General features: G+C 61.0%; 15 protein-coding genes. 4 read left to right on the top strand and 11 right to left on the bottom strand.

Translation table 11 applies throughout. The features are described 5' to 3' along the window. Positions 1–218 precede the first annotated feature (218 nt). On the bottom strand, positions 219–1,067 hold the full coding sequence (locus ABD937_RS00960) for a DUF3108 domain-containing protein (protein ID WP_345252710.1): 849 nt from the start codon (positions 1,065–1,067) through the stop codon (positions 219–221). Next, the gene (locus ABD937_RS00955) at positions 1,054–2,010 is read right to left on the bottom strand and encodes a lysylphosphatidylglycerol synthase domain-containing protein (RefSeq protein WP_345252709.1); all 957 of its coding nucleotides are present in this window, start codon (positions 2,008–2,010) and stop codon (positions 1,054–1,056) included. The genes ABD937_RS00960 and ABD937_RS00955 overlap by 14 nt, the downstream gene beginning before the upstream one ends. Positions 2,011–2,071: 61 nt before the next feature. Here ABD937_RS00955 and ruvC point away from each other — a divergent pair, with 61 nt between their 5' ends. The 3 genes from ruvC (at position 2,072) to ABD937_RS00940 (ending at position 3,906) form a co-directional block, all read left to right on the top strand. Then, entirely contained in the window at positions 2,072–2,656 is a 585-nt protein-coding gene (gene ruvC / locus ABD937_RS00950) for a crossover junction endodeoxyribonuclease RuvC (protein WP_345252708.1), read from the top strand. 134 nt (positions 2,657–2,790) lie between these two features. Beyond that, a complete protein-coding gene (locus tag ABD937_RS00945; protein WP_345252707.1) occupies positions 2,791–3,261 on the top strand; it encodes a hypothetical protein in 471 nt (156 codons plus the stop codon). Positions 3,262–3,369: 108 nt separating this feature from the next. Continuing rightward, a complete protein-coding gene (locus ABD937_RS00940; RefSeq protein ID WP_345252706.1) occupies positions 3,370–3,906 on the top strand; it encodes a GNAT family N-acetyltransferase in 537 nt (178 codons plus the stop codon). 56 nt (positions 3,907–3,962) lie between these two features. Here ABD937_RS00940 and ABD937_RS00935 read toward each other — a convergent pair whose 3' ends face one another. From ABD937_RS00935 to ABD937_RS00910, 6 genes are all read right to left on the bottom strand, one after another. Next, positions 3,963–4,349, bottom strand: a complete 387-nt coding sequence (locus ABD937_RS00935; RefSeq protein ID WP_345252705.1) for an HIT family protein — start codon at positions 4,347–4,349, stop codon at positions 3,963–3,965. A gap of 267 nt (positions 4,350–4,616) precedes the next feature. Then, a complete protein-coding gene (greA, locus tag ABD937_RS00930; RefSeq protein ID WP_345252704.1) occupies positions 4,617–5,090 on the bottom strand; it encodes a transcription elongation factor GreA in 474 nt (157 codons plus the stop codon). A 250-nt stretch (positions 5,091–5,340) separates the two neighbouring features. Further along, entirely contained in the window at positions 5,341–6,288 is a 948-nt protein-coding gene (locus ABD937_RS00925) for an NAD(P)-dependent oxidoreductase (RefSeq protein WP_345252703.1), read from the bottom strand. After that, positions 6,285–7,037 carry a 16S rRNA (adenine(1518)-N(6)/adenine(1519)-N(6))-dimethyltransferase RsmA gene (rsmA, locus tag ABD937_RS00920; RefSeq protein ID WP_345252702.1) on the bottom strand — a complete coding sequence of 251 codons (753 nt, stop codon included), beginning with the start codon at positions 7,035–7,037 and terminating at the stop codon, positions 6,285–6,287. The genes ABD937_RS00925 and rsmA overlap by 4 nt, the downstream gene beginning before the upstream one ends. Positions 7,038–7,219: 182 nt before the next feature. Then, the gene (locus tag ABD937_RS00915) at positions 7,220–9,976 is read right to left on the bottom strand and encodes a M14 family metallopeptidase (protein WP_345252701.1); all 2,757 of its coding nucleotides are present in this window, start codon (positions 9,974–9,976) and stop codon (positions 7,220–7,222) included. Positions 9,977–10,019: 43 nt separating this feature from the next. Then, complete coding sequence (locus ABD937_RS00910; RefSeq protein ID WP_345252700.1) at positions 10,020–12,557, bottom strand: GEVED domain-containing protein; 2,538 nt, start codon at positions 12,555–12,557, stop codon at positions 10,020–10,022. A gap of 428 nt (positions 12,558–12,985) precedes the next feature. Between ABD937_RS00910 and pdxA the strand changes: the two genes are divergently transcribed. Continuing rightward, the gene (gene pdxA, locus ABD937_RS00905; protein WP_345252699.1) at positions 12,986–14,071 is read left to right on the top strand and encodes a 4-hydroxythreonine-4-phosphate dehydrogenase PdxA; all 1,086 of its coding nucleotides are present in this window, start codon (positions 12,986–12,988) and stop codon (positions 14,069–14,071) included. A 189-nt stretch (positions 14,072–14,260) separates the two neighbouring features. Here pdxA and ABD937_RS00900 read toward each other — a convergent pair whose 3' ends face one another. The 3 genes from ABD937_RS00900 to ABD937_RS00890 are packed head-to-tail and all read right to left on the bottom strand — an operon-like array spanning position 14,261 to position 16,712. Continuing rightward, the gene (locus tag ABD937_RS00900; RefSeq protein ID WP_345252698.1) at positions 14,261–14,950 is read right to left on the bottom strand and encodes a LolA family protein; all 690 of its coding nucleotides are present in this window, start codon (positions 14,948–14,950) and stop codon (positions 14,261–14,263) included. A 12-nt stretch (positions 14,951–14,962) separates the two neighbouring features. After that, complete coding sequence (locus ABD937_RS00895) at positions 14,963–15,805, bottom strand: ABC transporter permease (protein ID WP_345252697.1); 843 nt, start codon at positions 15,803–15,805, stop codon at positions 14,963–14,965. Continuing rightward, positions 15,786–16,712, bottom strand: coding sequence for an ABC transporter ATP-binding protein (locus tag ABD937_RS00890; protein WP_345252696.1), 927 nt, complete (start codon positions 16,710–16,712; stop codon positions 15,786–15,788). Before ABD937_RS00890 ends, ABD937_RS00895 begins: the two co-directional genes overlap by 20 nt. Positions 16,713–17,128 lie beyond the last annotated feature (416 nt).

Below are 17,128 nucleotides of genomic sequence, written 5' to 3'. Positions count from 1 at the left end.
GTTATCGTACCGAAAGATCTTACTTGGGGGGACGCTTGCGGACGCAGCAACTGAAGCACCAGCAACAATTATCCGCGCTCATCGTATTAGATCCGTAGCATCTGCGTTCCTTCTCTCTTAACTGACCATTCAGCAACCTATGCCCACAAAAAAGGAGGGAACGCCTCGTCCCTCCCTTCATCATTCGATATTCCTTCTTCCTCTGTTGCTTTCTCCCGTCAACGCAAGCTTTTAAGCGAGGAGAGCGGGTAGCGCAGGTTGTTATAGCCCATCATGTCCACCTTGATGGTGCCGACCTTCAGCGGGCTCTCCACGCGCAGCGGGATGCGGTTCTCGTCGTCGCTCACCCACACGGTCATCTTCTCGCCGCCTTCGAACACGGTACCCTTGATGAGCAGCGGCTTGAACTTCACCGCGCGGAACTTCCCGTAGCGCGTTTTGATGTTCTCCTTGCCGAGGTAGCGGATGTACATATTGTACACCTCGTTCTCCAGGAACATATTGAAGTTGATCTTGTCGCCGGTCTTGTACTTGTTGAAGTCGATGTTGCGGGCATAGTAGAGCGCACTCACCACGTCCTGCACGCAGCCCGGCACCTTGTATACGCCCTCGTTGGTGATGGCAGTACCGGCGTTGCGGTTGAAGGTCACCGTCTCGAACTTGCGGTACGAGTCTTCCTGGATGTTGCGTACGAATTTATACGGCTGCAGGGTGCCCGTGTCCATAAAGGTCTCGAAGCGGTCGTTCACTTTCGACACCCACTCGAGCGAGGAGGTCGTTTTACCCACGCCGGTGATGTGGTACACCGGCCGGTTGTTGAGCCGCTCCTGGTTCACCGAGAAGGTGGCGTTGGCCGCGTTCACGTAGATGCCGATGATGGAATAGTAGACGTTGTAGGTGAGCACCTCGCCGTTCTGGAAAGTGGTGTTGCGGATGCCGCAGAAGTCTTCCTGCGTGGTGCTGGACGCCACTTCCTGCGGCAGCTCCTGCTCCTCGCGGGAAGCATGAAGTCCGCCGAACAGCAGCGTGCAGAGTGCCAGGATCAAGTAGGGTTTAACGTTCCTCATATCGTTGCTTGAATATTTTAATGCCCAGGATCAGGAGGCTTCCCGCCAGGGCCGGCACCACTAGGTTGATGAACCAGATGGAGACCGAGCTGAGCAGGATGCCGAGACTGTTGGCGCTGAACAGGCCGATCAGCTGCAGGCTGACCTGCCCGCGGATCCCCACCTCCAGCAATACTACACTGGGGATGATGGCCAGCGCCAGGAAAACGGCTCCCATGACCACGGCGGCTACCGGTAAGGATACAACAACTCCGAACAAATGAAAAGCCAAAACATATTGTATCACAAAGACGGCATACCGCGCACCGGATAGAAGCAAAAGCCGGCCCAAGCGTTGCATGCCAAACTCCTGTAGTGCTTCTACGAGGTAGATCCAGGAAGCCCTGTTCGTGATACGTTCGAGCCACCGCTCAAAGACAGAAACAGAGCAATAAAAAATTGTTAAAGCGAGGGTGATCGCCAGCAGGCCGAAGAAGCCGAACTGCCAGGCCAGCGGGTGCACGAGGCCCGAGGAGATGAGGCGCCCCTTCAGGATGAGTACCGAGGCCGTGCCCACCCAGAGCGTGATGAGCAGCTGTGCCAGCGAGCCTACGAGCGTGAGGGCGATGATGCGGAGGCGCTTTCCTTCGGGGAGGTAGAGCATCCGGCCGAGGTATTCGCCGATGCGGTTGGGCATCGTTACCGAAAAGGAAACGCCGGAAAGCACGGCCCGCAGGGCATGCCAGAAGCCGATGGGCTGCACCGGAGCCACCAGCAGGCGCCACTTGGCGGCCTCGAGTCCCCAGTTGACGCCCATGAGCAAGATGATGGCCCCGAGGTAGAGCGCCTGCCCCGAGGTAAACGCCGCGCTGATCTCCTTCCAGGACGCGGCGAGGTGCGGCTGCCGGAGCACCTGCCCGCGGATGGAGTAGACGAGCCAGGCGAAGAGCAGCGGGCCCAGCAAGTAATTGCTAAATTTTTTACTAATTTTACCCCACTGCATCGCCCTAAAAATAAGCGCCTCCTTGGAAAAACCACTGAAAATCATACTCGGCATCGACCCAGGCACCGTCGTGATGGGCTATAGCGTGATCGCCGTCCAGAAAGGCGTCATCGGCGTGCGGGCCATCGACGTACTGAAGCTCCCGGTCAAAGAAGACAACTACGTGCGCCTGCAGCTCATTCACGAAAAGGTGACCGAGCTCGTGCAGCTGCATAAGCCCCACAGCTTCGCCATCGAGGCGCCCTTCTTCGGCAAGAACGTGCAGTCGATGCTCAAGCTCGGGAGGGCACAGGGCGTGGCCATCGCGGCCGCCATGGCCGGCGGCATCCCCGTTACCGAGTACTCGCCGAAGCGCATCAAGCAATCCATCACCGGCAACGGCAATGCCGACAAGGAGCAGGTATGGCAGATGCTGCACCAGCTTGTGAAATTTACCGAATCGCCCAAATATTTCGATGCCACCGACGCCCTCGCCGTGGCCATCACCCACTACTTCTCCGAAGGGCTTCCCGTGGCCGCCGGCGCCCGCAGCCGCGCCCGCAACCCGCGCAAGCCCGCCGCCGCCTGGGATAAGTTCATCAACGATAATCCGGGAAGGGTGGGTTAATATGCTAATGGGGTAATGGGGTGATAGGATTATGTGCTGATGGAGTGGCCTCGACAGGCTCAGCCTGACAAGTGGCTCCTGACACCCCGGGCTTGTCGATGAAGGGTAATGTGCTGATAAAAAAACGACGTATCATGAAATTCCCGATCCTCCTGTGCACTCTCGGGTTAATGGCCTGCGGCAATGGTGCGGAGCGTTACCACCCGGAGCTCCGGGACCGCGATGGCTTCGGGTACCGGCATGCGCTGGCTGGCGCCACCCGCGAGGGAAGCATCCGCCATGACTACAAAGGTTGCTTTGCCAGTGATCAGGAACGTATCGATCTGTTCCGCAGCGATACGGCTCGCTACGCCGTGCTGCACACCCGTAGCCGCCAGGATACCGTTTGGCTCCAACCAGCGCAGGGCGCTGCCCTCGACACCTTCGTGCTCCGCCTCGAGCGCCGCGTCTTCGAGCCCTTGCTCTGTACTACCAACCACGACTATTCGGTGCGCTACCGCGGCCGCTCCTTCGAAAAGCACGACGGCGGTTGCCAGTGGAACGGGTTCCAGGAACTCGAGGAAGCCCTTTTCGGCAAGGAGCGCGGAGCCACGGTTGCGCGCTGAAGCACCGCGGTAGCGACAACCTTTGTGCGCCCGATCGGCAAATAACGCATTTCATCCAACCCTTCGTTGCGTCCGGAAACGGGCAGGGTACCTTTGCGGGCACCGATTATGATCACCGCACACGCTCCTCAGACAGTACTCCACACGCCGCGCCTGCGGCTGCTGCCCCTCAGCTACGCACAGCTCGAGGCTTATATCCGCAACGACGGCGCCCTCGAGCGCGAGCTGGGCCTCGAGCCCCATCCCCGCTCCCTCGACGATGCGCTGGCCGATGCCCTCACGCATACCATCCTGCCCGGCGTAGCCGCCGCTGGCGAAGCGCACCTCTTCTCCACGCTCTGGACCATCGTGCACGCAGCCAGCGCCAGCATGGTAGGCGACCTCTGCTTCAAGGGCGCGCCCGATGCCGCCGGCACCGTGGAGATCGGCTACGGCACCTATGCGGCGCACCAGGGAAAAGGCTATATGACGGAGGCCGTCGCTGCCATCACGCAATGGGCGCTGCGCCAACCAGGAGTAACATCTGTAACGGCGGAGACCGAAAAAGCCAACAGCGCCTCGCACCGCACGCTGGAGAAGAACGGGTTCCAGGTGGTGGGCGAAGACGGCGACATGCTCTGGTGGCGCTGCTCCGCAACCGTATAAATACAGAAAGGGATGCCGGTGCATCCCTTTTTATTTGCCTGGCGCTGTGGCGACGCCTAAAGGTGCGCGAGGATCTTTTCCTGCGCGGCCTTTAGCCCCTCCGGCGATACCTGCAGTTTCGGCTGTGTGAAGTTGATGTCGTTGGCGCTGCGGATGGGCACGAGATGCAGGTGTGCGTGCGGCACCTCGATGCCGATCACCGACATACCGACGCGCTGCCCATAGGCCCTCTCAATCGCACGGGCGATGGGTTGCGCGAACACCAGCATTTCCGACAGCTCCTGCTCCGGCAGCTCGTAAAGCTTGTCTACCTCCAGCTTCGGGATTACCAGCACATGCCCTTCGCGGAGCGGAAAGATGTCGAGGAAGGCAAAGAAGCGCTCGTTCTCGGCGATCTTATAGGAAGGAATTTCGCCGGAGATGATTTTGGTGAAGATGCTCATGGCTTATGATTAAGGCTGGGTAAGTAAAAAAGAGTTTCTTACCGCTAAGAAAAGAAGAAAAGAAGGTATTCGCTAAGGTTTCTTTCGCAGGCGTCAACACCGCCAACAGCCTCTTCTTTAAAGAGCCAAAAGCAATGGTAAGGATTCGTTACGAGATGCGCCGCAGTACAAATGAAAAAGCCGCGCTTCAGCGCGGCCTTAATCTTAGCGAAATCCTTAGCCCCTTCTTTACTTAGCGGTTAGAATCGCTTCTTTAACTTCTATGCCTTAAACCGTGATTTCTTCCACCCGGAACTTGAGCGTACCGGCGGGTGCGGTCACCTCGGCCACTTCGCCTACGGCCTTGCCGAGCAGGCCCTTGCCGATGGGTGAGGTGGCGGAGATCTTGCCGCTTTTGAGGTCGGCCTCTTTCTCGGACACGATTTGGTAGGTCACCTGCTTGTTATTGTTCAGGTTGGTCACTTTTACTTTTGTAAGGATCGACACCTTCGACGTATCGATGCTCGTCTGGTCCACGATCCGCGCCGTGGCGATCTGTCCTTCGAGTTGGGCGATCTTGGCCTCCAGCAGGCCCTGGGCTTCCTTGGCGGCGTCGTACTCGGCATTCTCGCGGAGGTCGCCTTTCTCGCGGGCCTCGGCGATGGCCTTCGAGGCGGCGGGGCGCTCTACGCCTTTCATGTGCTGCAGTTCCGCCTTCATTTGCTCGAGGGTCTCCTTGGTCACATATTGAATTCCACTCATGGTCGTTCGGTTAATCGAATTGAAAAAAAGAGCAACGCCCCGGTTGCTCACCGAAGCGTTGCTTGTGTCGACAAATATACTCTTTTTCCGATTTCGGGCGAATGGGATGGATTCATGAAGCGTGAATCGTCAGTCGTGAAAAGGGCGGTATTGCCCGGAAGGCGATTCTTTTCGTGAAGCATGAATCGTGCGCAGGGCGGTGCAGCCCGGGGCCAGGCGCATTACCAGGCAACACTGCTCCATTGACGATTCACGATTGACGCTTCACGACTCCCGCCGCCTCCAGCTTCTCCAGCAGCACCTCCGACATCCGCCGGTAGCCCTCGTACGAATAGCCCGCGATGTGGGGCGTGATGATCACGTCGGGATGGGCGCAGAGCCATTCGAGTTGTTGCCGCTCGCCATCGCTGTGCTGCGCGATCCGCTCGTTCTCCAGCACGTCGAGGGCGGCGCCGCGCAGGAGGCCGCGCTCCAGGGCGCGGATGAGCGCCGCCGTATCCGTGACCTTGCCGCGGCAGGTAGAGAGGAAGAAGGGTTGTCGCTGCAGGCTCTCGAAGAAGCGATCGTTGGCCAGTTGCTTCGTTTCGGGCGTGAGGGGCAGGTGCAGGCTGAGCACCTCGGCCTCGGCCTGTATCTGCTCCAGCGTAGCCTCGTGGATATAGCCGTCGGTAAAGCCGTCCTTGTACTTGTCGCAGGCCAGCACTTGTACGTCGAAGGGCGCCAGCAGGCGGGCAAAGGCGCCGCCGGTATGGCCGTAACCGATAATACCCACGGTCTTTCCGGAAAGCTCGGTGCCGCGGTTCTCGTTGCGGCGCCAGAGGCCCTCCCGCACTTCATTGAACGAGCGCGGAATATGATTGAGCAGCCCGAGCAGGAGGCCGAGCGTGTGCTCCGCCACCGCGTTTCGGTTGCCCTCGGGTGTAGAAATACAGGTAATGCCGCGCGCTTCGGCATAAGCCGCATCAATCAACTCCATCCCCGAGCCGAGGCGCCCGATCCAGCGCAGGCGCGGCGCCCGGTCGATGAGGGGCGCGTCGATCCGCAGGCGGGTGGTCACCACGAGGCCTTCCACGGTATCCATCTGCTCCAACAGCTCCTCGTACGTAATGGCGGGCGCATCGATCACGGTATAGCCCCGGGCCTCGAGCGCGGGCACGAGCATCGGGTGGGCGGGCGCGGTCAGGAGGGCGGTCTTCATCGCATACGGAAGGTCAGGGTGGCAAATTCGGCGACGCTCAGCTGCTCGGCGCGCCGGTTGAACAGGTCATCCTGGAGCTCCTCTTCGGAAAACAGCGACTTAACGGCATTGCGGAGTGTTTTGCGCCGCTGGTTGAAAGCGGTCTTTACGAGCACAAACAGCTTCCGCTCGGAAGCAACGTCGAGCGGCGCGGCACGCGGGGTCATGCGCAGTACGCCACTCATCACCTTTGGTGGCGGGTTGAAGGCACCCTGCGGTACGTCGAAGAGGTATTCCACGTCGAAGTAGGTTTGCGTCAGCACCGAGGTCACCCCGTACACCTTGTTGCCGTGGGTGGCCGCGAGGCGCTGGGCTACCTCCTTCTGGAACATGCCGACGGTGCTTTGCACCTGTGCGCGCCATTCGATGATGCGGAACACGATCTCGGTGGAAATATTGTACGGAAAGTTGCCTACCACGGTAAACGGTCCTTCGAAGGGGGGCGCCATGTCGAGGAAGCTCTGGTGAATGAGGCGGCTCTCGATCGCGGGGTAGGTCTTTTTCAGGTACTGCACCTTGTCGTCGTCTACCTCTACCGCCTTGAAGTCGATGTCCCGCAGCTCCAGCAGGTACTTCGTCAGCGCACCGCCGCCGGGCCCCACCTCCAGCAGCTGCCGGGAAGGGTATGCCTCCAGGGAAGCCACGATCCTGCGACAAATACTCTCGTCGGTAAGGAAATGCTGCCCCAGCGACTTCTTCAGCGTATACATGGTACAAAGTACGGTGAAGGATCCCAGATCTCGGATGTGCTGATTTCAGATTTACAGGTTTTCCCCTGTAAGAATCCGATGCAGGGTAGGCCTGTTAGGAGATAAGCGCACCCCGCATCGCCAAAAAAAGAGCCACGACCGCAGGTGCAGCCGTGGCTCCGGAGAACTAGACCAAACCGAGTTTATAGCTTCACGACGCGCTGCGTGGCGAGGATGGTTCCGTTATTGTCGGTAATGCGCAGGATATAGGTACCAGCCGCGCGGCCCTGGAGGGGCACTTCAAGCAGGCGCTCCGTGGCCGAGAGGCCCTGCACCCCGGTCCATACAGGCTGGCCCTGCAGGTTTGCGAGCGCGAGGCGCACGGTGCCGCCCTGCCCCGAGGAGAGCCGCACCTGGAGCACATCGGTGGCGGGGTTGGGGAAAACCCGGAGCTGCAACTGACGCGCTACGTTGATGAGCACTACCTGAGTATAGGTGACCTTGCCGTCGCGGTCCACCTGGCGGATGCGGTAGTAGTTGTTGCCGGCGAACGGGCGGGCATCCACGAAGTGATACGGCGGCTGTGGCACCGACCGGCCCAACGACTCGAACTGCTGCCCGTTGGCGGAGCGCTCGATCTCGAAGTGGCTGTGCTGCGCATCGGTGTACGCTTCCCAGTCGAGGCGCACGGTGCCGTTCGGCTGCAGGCTGCCCGTAAAGCGGAGAAAGCGCACGGGCAGCACGTTGAAGGTCTGCGTCGTCTTCACCACCTTCACGTTGTCGATATAGAATCCATCATCCAGCTCGTAGGCGAAGCCGTCGGCGTCGTTGTCGGAGGTGAACTGGAACCGCATATATACGGCCGGCTGCCCGATGAGGGCTGTCATGTCGAAGAGCTCGCGGCTCCACTGGTCGCGGATGCCGGTGAGCGCCGGCTGCCCGGCGAGCTGGCCGCTGTTCTCCGATACCGTATGGGTGCCGCAATAGGGGGTCCAGGTTGTGCCGTTGGTGGAGAACTGCACCTGCAGCTTGTCGCGGCAGTTCTCGGTGCGGTGCTTCACCCAGAAGGAGAGATAAGCCTTCGCGGCGTCCGACAGGTTGAAGGTATTCTTGTAGGTGATGGTACGGGTGGTGCTGGTCGTATAATTACCCCCCGGCGACTCTGCCAGCGATTTGGTGCCGCCAAAAGCCGTCGTGGTCACGAAGCCCCAGTTGCCCGCCGTGGTGGTCAGGTTGCTGGCCGTTGTCCAGTTGGTCGACAGGTTGCCCTCCATATCTTCCGACAGCAGCGTCACCGGGTTATAGATCTTCTCCACGGTGTCGTACATCGTAAGGCCGTCGGGTGCCGTGATCTTCCAGGCATAGCGGATGCGGATCCCGTTCTGCATCCCTTCGGGGAGCACGTAAGCGATGGAGTCGGTGGCGGTCTGGTAGTAGGTGGTGAACGTATGCGTCTTCGCGGCGCCTGCCGACAAGATGTTTTCGATCGGCACCAGGCTTACCGTGGCAGTGCCGTTGCTGAGGCCGATGTTGCGGACTTCGTAGGCGAACTTCCCGTTGAGGCGGGTGGCTGCGATGTCGCTCTGGTCCTCTATGTTGTAATAGGCGCCGGCTGCATAGGCGAGCTGCAGGTTCTGGAAGGTGTTCTCCTGGCACAGCTGGCGGATCTGGCTGATGGGCGCCCAGAAGGAGCCGCCGCCGGCCTCGCCGGTCATGCCGTAGATCTTGCCCTTCGTTCCGGTGCCGATGTCGCCCATCAGCAACCAGTCCTTGATGCCACCCGCCACCTCGTAGTTGACGGTCTCGGGGGAGTTGCCGGCGAGGTGGCAATTGTAAAAGCCCATGAGCGCCGGTACGGCACTGTAGAAATACTTATCGAGCGTACTCATGGTGTGGAGCGAAGGTCGGCCGAACGGCAGCGAGTAGTAGGGCCCGGTGCAGTGCTGGTCGATGGCGGCCACGAAGCGGCGTCCCTGTACGAAGGCGCGGATCGCCTGGGTTTCCTTCTCCGAGAAGGCGCTCGGTCCGAAGTACGTATCCTGGGAAGTGTTGGTGGTGCCGCAGCTGGTGCTGGCGCCGGCGCAGTTGCCCCAGTCCACGCTGTAGTTGCGGTTCAGGTCCACCCCGATATTGCCGCCCGGAAGCGTACGGCGGTTCTTGCGCCACAGCCCGCCGCCGGTGGTCGGATACGAGGCGCTGGCGCCACTGTAGTTATACGCATAGCCGTCGGGGTTCACGCAGGGGATGATGAAGATCTCGCGGTTGTTGACCAGCTCCTGGACCTTGAAATCCCGGGAATAATTCTCGCATACCCATTCCATGAAAAAGATCATGCTGGTGCCGCCGATGGCTTCGCGGGCATGCTGCAGGGCGGTATACAGCACTTCCGGCTCGCTCTCGTCGAGGGCGACGTTGTCGGAGATCTTGATGCCGTAGATGACGCGGCCCTGCTCCGAGGTACCGATCGTCTGCAATGAGGCAATGGTGGGATAAGCGGCCACGAGCGCCTGCATCTCGGCCACCATCTCGTTGTAGGTGAAATAGCCATAGCCCGAGGTCGCACCCAGACGCAGGCTGCCACCCGTTCCGAACAGCGCCGGCACATTGAAGATGGAACTGGCCTTGCCGCAAGTGTATTGGAAGTTGGCGCGGTTGGCCTCTCCCCCGTCGCCGAGGCGGCGGTTGAGCTCGGTGGTATACTGCACCACGTCGTCGACGACCACGGTGTAGGCGTAGCCGGAAGCGCGCAACACGGCGAGCTCGTCCTGGTCCACCACCACCTCGAGGGCCTCCCCGACCGTCTGGTAGTGATCCAGCTCAAGGTTGTTGAATACGAATGCGCGGGCCGCCGGGTCCTTCACCGGGATGCGCACTTTACTGTACTTGTCCTGGGCAAAAGCAGGACGGAATGAAAAAAGCAGTAACAATACCAGGACGATGCTGGCTCGGGTTCTCCACATGACACTCACAGGATGGTTGGTTTGGATTGGATTGTTCTCGGTCTTACTTGCGGATCTGAAGCCGGTCGGTATAGCGCAGGTCGCCTATCCGTATTTCTACGAGGTAGGTGCCGGCAGTCAGCGTCGTGGGCAGCGCCACCGGGGTGGCACTGTTGCCGCCCGGAAGCCGGAGCACCTGCGCGTGCACGAGCGCGCCACTTGCGGCATAGAGGGTGAGGGTACCGGATGCAGCCTTCGGGATCGCCGCGAGCAGCTGGGTAGCGCCAGCAGCGGGGTTCGGGGCCAGCGTAATCCGGGCCTCGCTGTCGAACTGCAGGCGGCGCACGGTGCTCTGCTGCGCCTGCCCGCCCGGACGGGCGATCCGCAGCCGGTAGTGGTTGACGCCCGGCTCGGGGCGCATGTCGGTGTACGTATACTTACCGAGGCTGCGGGGCGCGGCAACTGCCTGCCGCTGCAGTTCGGTCCAGGTGCGGCCGTCCGTGCTGCGCTGCAGTGTATACACGGAGCCCGGCACCTCGTCGGCCACGTCCCAGCTGATCCGGCCACGGCGCTGCGGAGCCTTCTGCGCATCGAAGCGCAGGAGGTCGCTGGGCAGCGAGTAGGCGTTCACCTGCACGCGGTAGTCTTCCACCTCGCCGTCGGCAAAGAAGCCGGTGGCCTTGGCCGTAGTGAGGTTGTTGGCCGCCGACGTCACGCGGATGCGCATGAACGTGTAGGAATACGGGAGCAGGTTGTTGGAAGGCGAAGCCCAGAAAAGGTCCACTGCCTGCACGGATGCGCTCGAAGGAACCGTTGCCGTAGCGCCCTCGCCGGCTTCAAAGATCCCATTCGAGTTGAAGTCGACCCAGGCGGCCACCGTAGCCGGCGCGCCCGTGTTGTTATACACGTTCACGTTCGTGAGGAAGTTGCTGTTGTTCATCACGATGGTGGGCGTGGGTAGGCCGTCGTCGGCATCGCCGTCGCCAAGCGCCGAGGTGATCTTATCCCACTCGTCGGTGGTGGCGGCGCCGAGGCGCAGGGTCGCCGTTACCTCGTGCACGGCCGGGGCATTCGGGTCGGGATCGTAGCTTGCCGGGGCATCGCCGAAATCGGCCTTGGGCCGGAAGGCTTCCGAAGCATCGCCGATGCTCACCGACGCCGGGAAGGCAGGGTTACCGACGATCGTTCTTACGGCAGCCGTGTTCACGCTCGTGGTGCCGGTATAGGGCGACACGGTCGTACCCACGTTGTAGATCTGCCCGTTGTAATCGATGCCGGTCTGGTTTACGGTGAAGGTCGGGTTATAAGAAGTGAGCCCACCCGTCTGCATGTTGTAGTGGAGCACGTTGGAGCCGTTCTGCGATACGTCGAAGTCGTAGATGACGCCGTTGTTGACGCCGATGTCGCCCCAGTCGTGGATCTGGCCGGTACCCGTCTGGTCGGAGGGGATGCCGTAGGCCTGCACCACGTCGCCGATGACGCCGGTGCTGCTGATGGGGATGCGCCAGACGATCGACTTGCGGCCGGCCACGGAGGTCGTGTTCGGAACATAGCCCTCGATGCCCAGGTACAGCGCACCGTCATAGAAGGAAGCCGCTCCCGACTCGATGCCGATCTGGTAGGTCGGGATGCCCAGCGTGTTGACGTCGGGGATGAAGGTGCTGATGGTGCCCGTGTTGAAGTCGTACTTCATCACCTTCTTATCGGTCGACGGGGACGAGGTAAGGCTGTAGGTGTAATACAGGATCCGGTTCACCGGGTCGTAGCCCATCGAGTTGATGTTGTTGTTGGAGGCGTCGGCGAAGATGAACTTGGCGTTGCCGGTGGCCACATCCACCTGGTACACCATGTTGTTGGCGCTCATGAGCACATAGCCGGGCTGCCCGGTAAAAGGCTTCGCCACCTGGTAATAGTTGGTGGTGAAGGCGGGCGTATTGGTGCAGGCGCTGATGTCGGAAAGAAAAAAGCCGCCGTTCTCCTGGCCCGATGTAGAACCCGAGGTAACGGTACCGGTGTTGGAAACGGTGAGCACAATGCTCGTGATCTCGGCGGTTATCGATACGTTCACCGTGCCGGTGGTCACGTTGTTGGCGAGCACCGTGGTGTTGGCGTCGACCCGTGCGAGGGCGGTGTTGTTGGCGGTAACTGTAAGGATGGAGGTAGAGAGGGTCGAGAGCGCCACGTTCACCGGCAGCAGGCCATTGTAGGCCTGGATGGAGACGCGCTGGCTCCGGTCGATATCGGCGATGGCGAACCTCGTGTTCCGCACCGCATTGGAGAAGGTGATCGTGATCGTACCGTTGCCGAGGAACAACACGTCGGCGCCGGTGCCGTTGGCGCCGAGCTCGCCCGTGTGGGCCGTAGAAATACCGCCATTGTTGGTGCCGGTATAGGTATGATCGATATTGATCTTGCCGGTGCCGAAGGCGAAGTTCTGCGTCTTGGCCATGCCGGCCGTGACATAGGTGGCGTAGCCGCCGCCGGTCTTCAGGAAATCCATGGCATCCCAGTTCAACTGGGCAGAGGTATACCCGGAAGGGCATTGCGCCACGGCGGGCAGGGAAATGACCATTACGGCCAGAAGGCGTAAAAGTCTCGTCATAGGGGTACGGTTTTTTGAAGGATCGGATTGAAGGCTGGGAAATCGAACACAACGCAGAAGCGGTAGCCGGCATACTGGCAACACCACTGGGGCAGGTGTGCCTAGGTAATTGGGGGTAGCTGCTGCTTTGGGTTTGCCCGTGGTCGCGAAAGCCCCACCGGCGTCTGGGTTCAAAAGTAGACCTCCCTCCGACGCGGCACAAGGGTAAAACTTGGCGATTTTGAATCGTAGTTTTACGGAGTGTCTCCTGCGGCTCTTACGAACAGCCTGCTTCCGCGGGTCGTAGAAATCCGGCTGCGAACGGTGCCGGGCGCCCCCCGAGCGGTGCCGCTTGCCCGGCCCCGGTAATTGCCGTGCCGCCCGTCGCCGCGGCCCGCGGCGCCCGCTCATCCGCCGGCCGTAACATAATTTTCCACACCTTTGCGGGTATGCAAAAACCCGTCATCGGCATCACCTGCGGCGATATCAACGGCATCGGCCCCGAGCTCATCGTGAAGACCTTTTCCGACCACCGGCTGCTGGAGCACTGCACGCCGGTGATCTTCGCCAACAACAAGCTGATCAACTTCTATAAGAAAAGCCTTCCCGAAGCGCAGCTCAATTACCAGAGCCTGAAGGAGTTCAGCAAGGTGAACCACAAGCAGATCAACATCTTCAACGTGTGGGAAGACGACGTGGCCATCACCCCCGGCCAGCTGAACGACACCGGCGGCCAGTACGCGGTGCGCTCGCTCGAAGCCGCCACCCAGGCGGTGCTCGAAGGCCACCTCCAGGGCATCGTAACGGCGCCGATCCATAAAAAGAACGTACAGTCCGACACCTTCAGGCATTCCGGCCACACCCCCTATTTCAAGGAGGCGGCCAAAGTGAACGACGTGCTGATGCTGTTGTACAGCGAGCACCTCCGCGTGGCGCTCGTAACGGAGCACGTTCCCGTCAAGGACGTGGCCAGCCACCTGACGAAGGGCCGGATCCTCTCCAAGCTGCAGCTCCTCCAGCAAAGCCTCCGCCGCGACTTTGGCATCGACCGACCCAGGATCGCCGTACTCGGACTCAACCCCCATGCCGGCGACGAGGGCCTCATCGGCTCCGAGGAGGAAAGCATCATCCGCCCGGCCATCAAGGAAGCGAAGCAGCAAAACTACCTCGTGTTCGGCCCGTACAGCGCCGATGCCTTCTTTGCCCGCCAGTCGTACCTGCAATTCGACGCCGTGCTCGCCATGTACCACGACCAGGGCCTCATTCCCTTCAAGACCATCGCCGTCGGCGACGGTGTGAACTTCACCGCCGGCCTGCCCTTCGTGCGCACCTCTCCCGACCACGGCACCGCCTTCGACATTGCCGGCAAAGGCATCGCCGACGCTTCCTCCTTCACCACCGCCGTCTTCGAGTGCGTCGACATCATCAACCGCCGCGCCGGCTACGAGGAGCGCACCCGCAACCCGCTCCGCAAGGTCGTATCGGAAGTGCTGAAGAACGTGGAAGACGAGCGGATCGATGAAACCATTGGGTAATGGGGTAATGGGAGAATGGGGGAATGGGGGAATGGGAGAATGGGGTAATTGAACGAACCAGACCAGTGGATTAGAGAAATAGCTTGCCATAGGAAGCGACGCCATTAACGAAGAATGCCGGGAGTCTCCCGGCATTCTTCGTTCACTGCATTACCCTATTACCCCATTCCCCCATTACCCCATTCATCACTAATCCTTGAAGACCGCATCCGGCACGCCCTTGTTGATCGTATAGGATTTGTAGGTAAGCACCACGCGGCCCTTGCCGTCGCCTTTCGGCGGGTCCTTCTTTGGACCGCTTTTCTCGTAGTCGAAGGTGACGCCCTTGGGCATCTTGAACTCCTTCGCGGAGAACACGAAGGTGACCTTGTCGGGCAGGCCCCAGGCGGTGTAACGGCCGTAGTCGAACAGCATCTCGTAGGAGCCGCCCTCGCGGGCCACCACCGTAGTTTTACGGATCACCGGCTGGGCCGCGTCGATGTAGAGCGTACTCAGTACCACCGGACCGCTTTCGTCAGATGGGAGCAGCTTCACCACGCGGGTGTTGAAGCCGCCGACGGCCGCGGTGCCGGCATCCACCACCGTGTAGTTGTTGCCGGCAAGCAGCGCGGCGAGGTTGATGCGCACCCCTCCTTTCGGCAGCACCGAGATTCCCTGCGGCTTCTGCACCCGGAACTTGTCGGGGCGGCGGTAGAACACCTGCACTTCAGAGCTCGGCGCGTTGATGAACGGCACGTTGATGTCCATCTGTGCGGTGGCCTGGTAGTCGGCCACCTTCTCGAGTCGGGCCTTTACCTGCTGCACCAGGGCATTAGCCTCCTGGGCCTGGACCGAGGCAGAGCAAACGAACAGCGTCACAAAACCAAAACAGCACTTCATAATCATTCGTTTTTAGGATAAAATGTCTTTTTTACGGGCGATGAGCAGCGTGGCGCCTACGAATACCACGATGTGGGCCGCGAGCAGCGCCGCCGAGCGGGCGATCTCGGCCCCGTCGGGCGGCCGCTCGAAAAAGCCCTTCCAGTTGAGCATGTGGTTGGTGAACAGCCAGGGCTTCAGCGCATTGAACATCGGGATGTCCATCGTGGTGAGGATGGTGCACACGATCACCACCGCCATCGTGGCAATGATGGGCCCGATGGAATTCTCGGCAAAGAGTGAAAGAAAGAAGGCCAGGGCCGCTACGGTGCTCATGGCCAGGAAGGCGAAGCCGAAGGCCGATGCATAGCGCCACATCACATCGCCGCTATCGAGGATCACGATCATATCGCTCTTGAGGATGATGAGGTCCCCGGGGCCGAAGAGCAGCAGGGAGCCGAAGAGCGCTGCCACCGCCATGAACACGAGCAGGCCGAGCGTATACAGCAGCGCTGCGATGAACTTACCGAGCAGCACCGTGCTGCGGCTCACGGGCCTCGAGAAGAGGAGGCGCAGGGTGCCCATATTGGCCTCGCCCGCGATGGAGTCGCCGGCTACGAGGGCGATGAGCAGGGGCACGTGCACCAGCAGCGTTTGCAGGATCACGAAGCACACGAAGTAACCGTTGATGATGGTACCGGTAATTCCGAACGACCCTTCGAGCGACTGCAGCGCGAAGCGCAGGTAGGTCTCACCGTCTTTATACAGCGCGAGCTGCAGCAGCAGCACGATAGCCAGGATGGCGCCGAAGGCGATATAGGTGCGCGGCTTGCGCGCGATCTTGAACAGTTCGAGCCTAACGAGCCGCAGGAGCATGGGCAGATTGTGTTATGGACAGGAAATAGTCTTCGAGCGAGTGGCGCGGCTGCAGGGCAAGTACGTCGATACCGAGCGCTACGAGGTCGCGGTTGAGGGCCGGTACTTCGGTGCGCGCGAGGCGCAGGAGGAGGCGGTCGGCGCCGGGTTCCAGGCGGGTTGCCCAGGTGCTCCGGGCAAGCGCCGCACGTGCCGACGCAGGGTCGGCCGCGGTAAGCTCCACCCGCATGTCGTCGGGGTTGAGCAGCTCCTGCACGCGGCCCTCGGCCACCTTGCGCCCGCGGTCGATGATGAGCATGCTGTCGGCCACGAGCTCCATCTCGGCGAGCAGATGACTCGACACGAGGATGGTCTTGCCCTCCTCACGGCTCAGGTGCCGCAGCAGGCGGCGCACGTCGGCGATGCCCTGCGGGTCGAGGCCGTTGGTGGGCTCGTCGAGGATAAGGAGGCGGGGGTTGTGGATGAGGGCGCAGGCAAGGCCGAGGCGCTGTTTCATGCCCTGCGAAAAGGTCTTTGCCTTCGACGTTGCCCGGTCGGCAAGCCCCACCTGCTCCAGCTGCTTCATGATGCGCGCACGGTCGGCACGCACGCCGCTCAGCTCGGACATCAGGCGCACGTTGTCGTAAGCCGTCAGGTATTTATACAGGTCGGGGCGCTCGATCACGGTGCCGACCTGCGCGAGCACCTCGTGCCGGTGGGCGTACAATTCCTTGCCGAACAGCTCGATGCGGCCGGCGGTGGGCTGCACCAGGGTAAGGAGCATGCGGATGGTGGTGGACTTGCCCGCGCCATTCTGGCCGAGGAAGCCGTAAACGCCGCCTTCTTCCACGGTGAAACTGAGATCGTCCACGGCGCGGAGGCCGGGATATTGCTTGGTAAGGTGCGAGACCGAGATCACGGGGGGCATGGTGGACAAAGCTACGCACGGGCCGCGCGCGTCACTCCCAAAACAATGCAAAGAAGGAAAGGTTGAACGGTGGGGCGGCCTTGCCGTTCCCGCGCCTGACGGTCGGCCGCAAGCGGCCTTTGAGGCTGTTTGAGCTAATAGGCTTTCCCGAAAGCTCTGAGATGGTCGGCCGCAAGCGGCCTCTGCGCGCAACGGCGCAACGGCGCGACGGCGCGACGAAGAAATGCAAAATGAAATTCTTACAGATTACCGCTGCGCTGCGCCGCCCCTCGCCGCGCCGCCGCGTAAAACAGGCCGCTTGCGGCCTTGCCAGCCCATCAGCTAACTCAAACAGCCTCTTAGCACCCGATGGCGCGACAGAGGGACGGCGCAACGGCGCGACGGAGGGAATTGATGGGTCTCCTTGCTGCCCGTCG

It is taken from the genome of Flaviaestuariibacter amylovorans, assembly GCF_039541815.1.
Classification (GTDB): domain Bacteria; phylum Bacteroidota; class Bacteroidia; order Chitinophagales; family Chitinophagaceae; genus Flavisolibacter; species Flavisolibacter amylovorans.
This window is presented reverse-complemented; position numbering and strand designations above follow the sequence as displayed.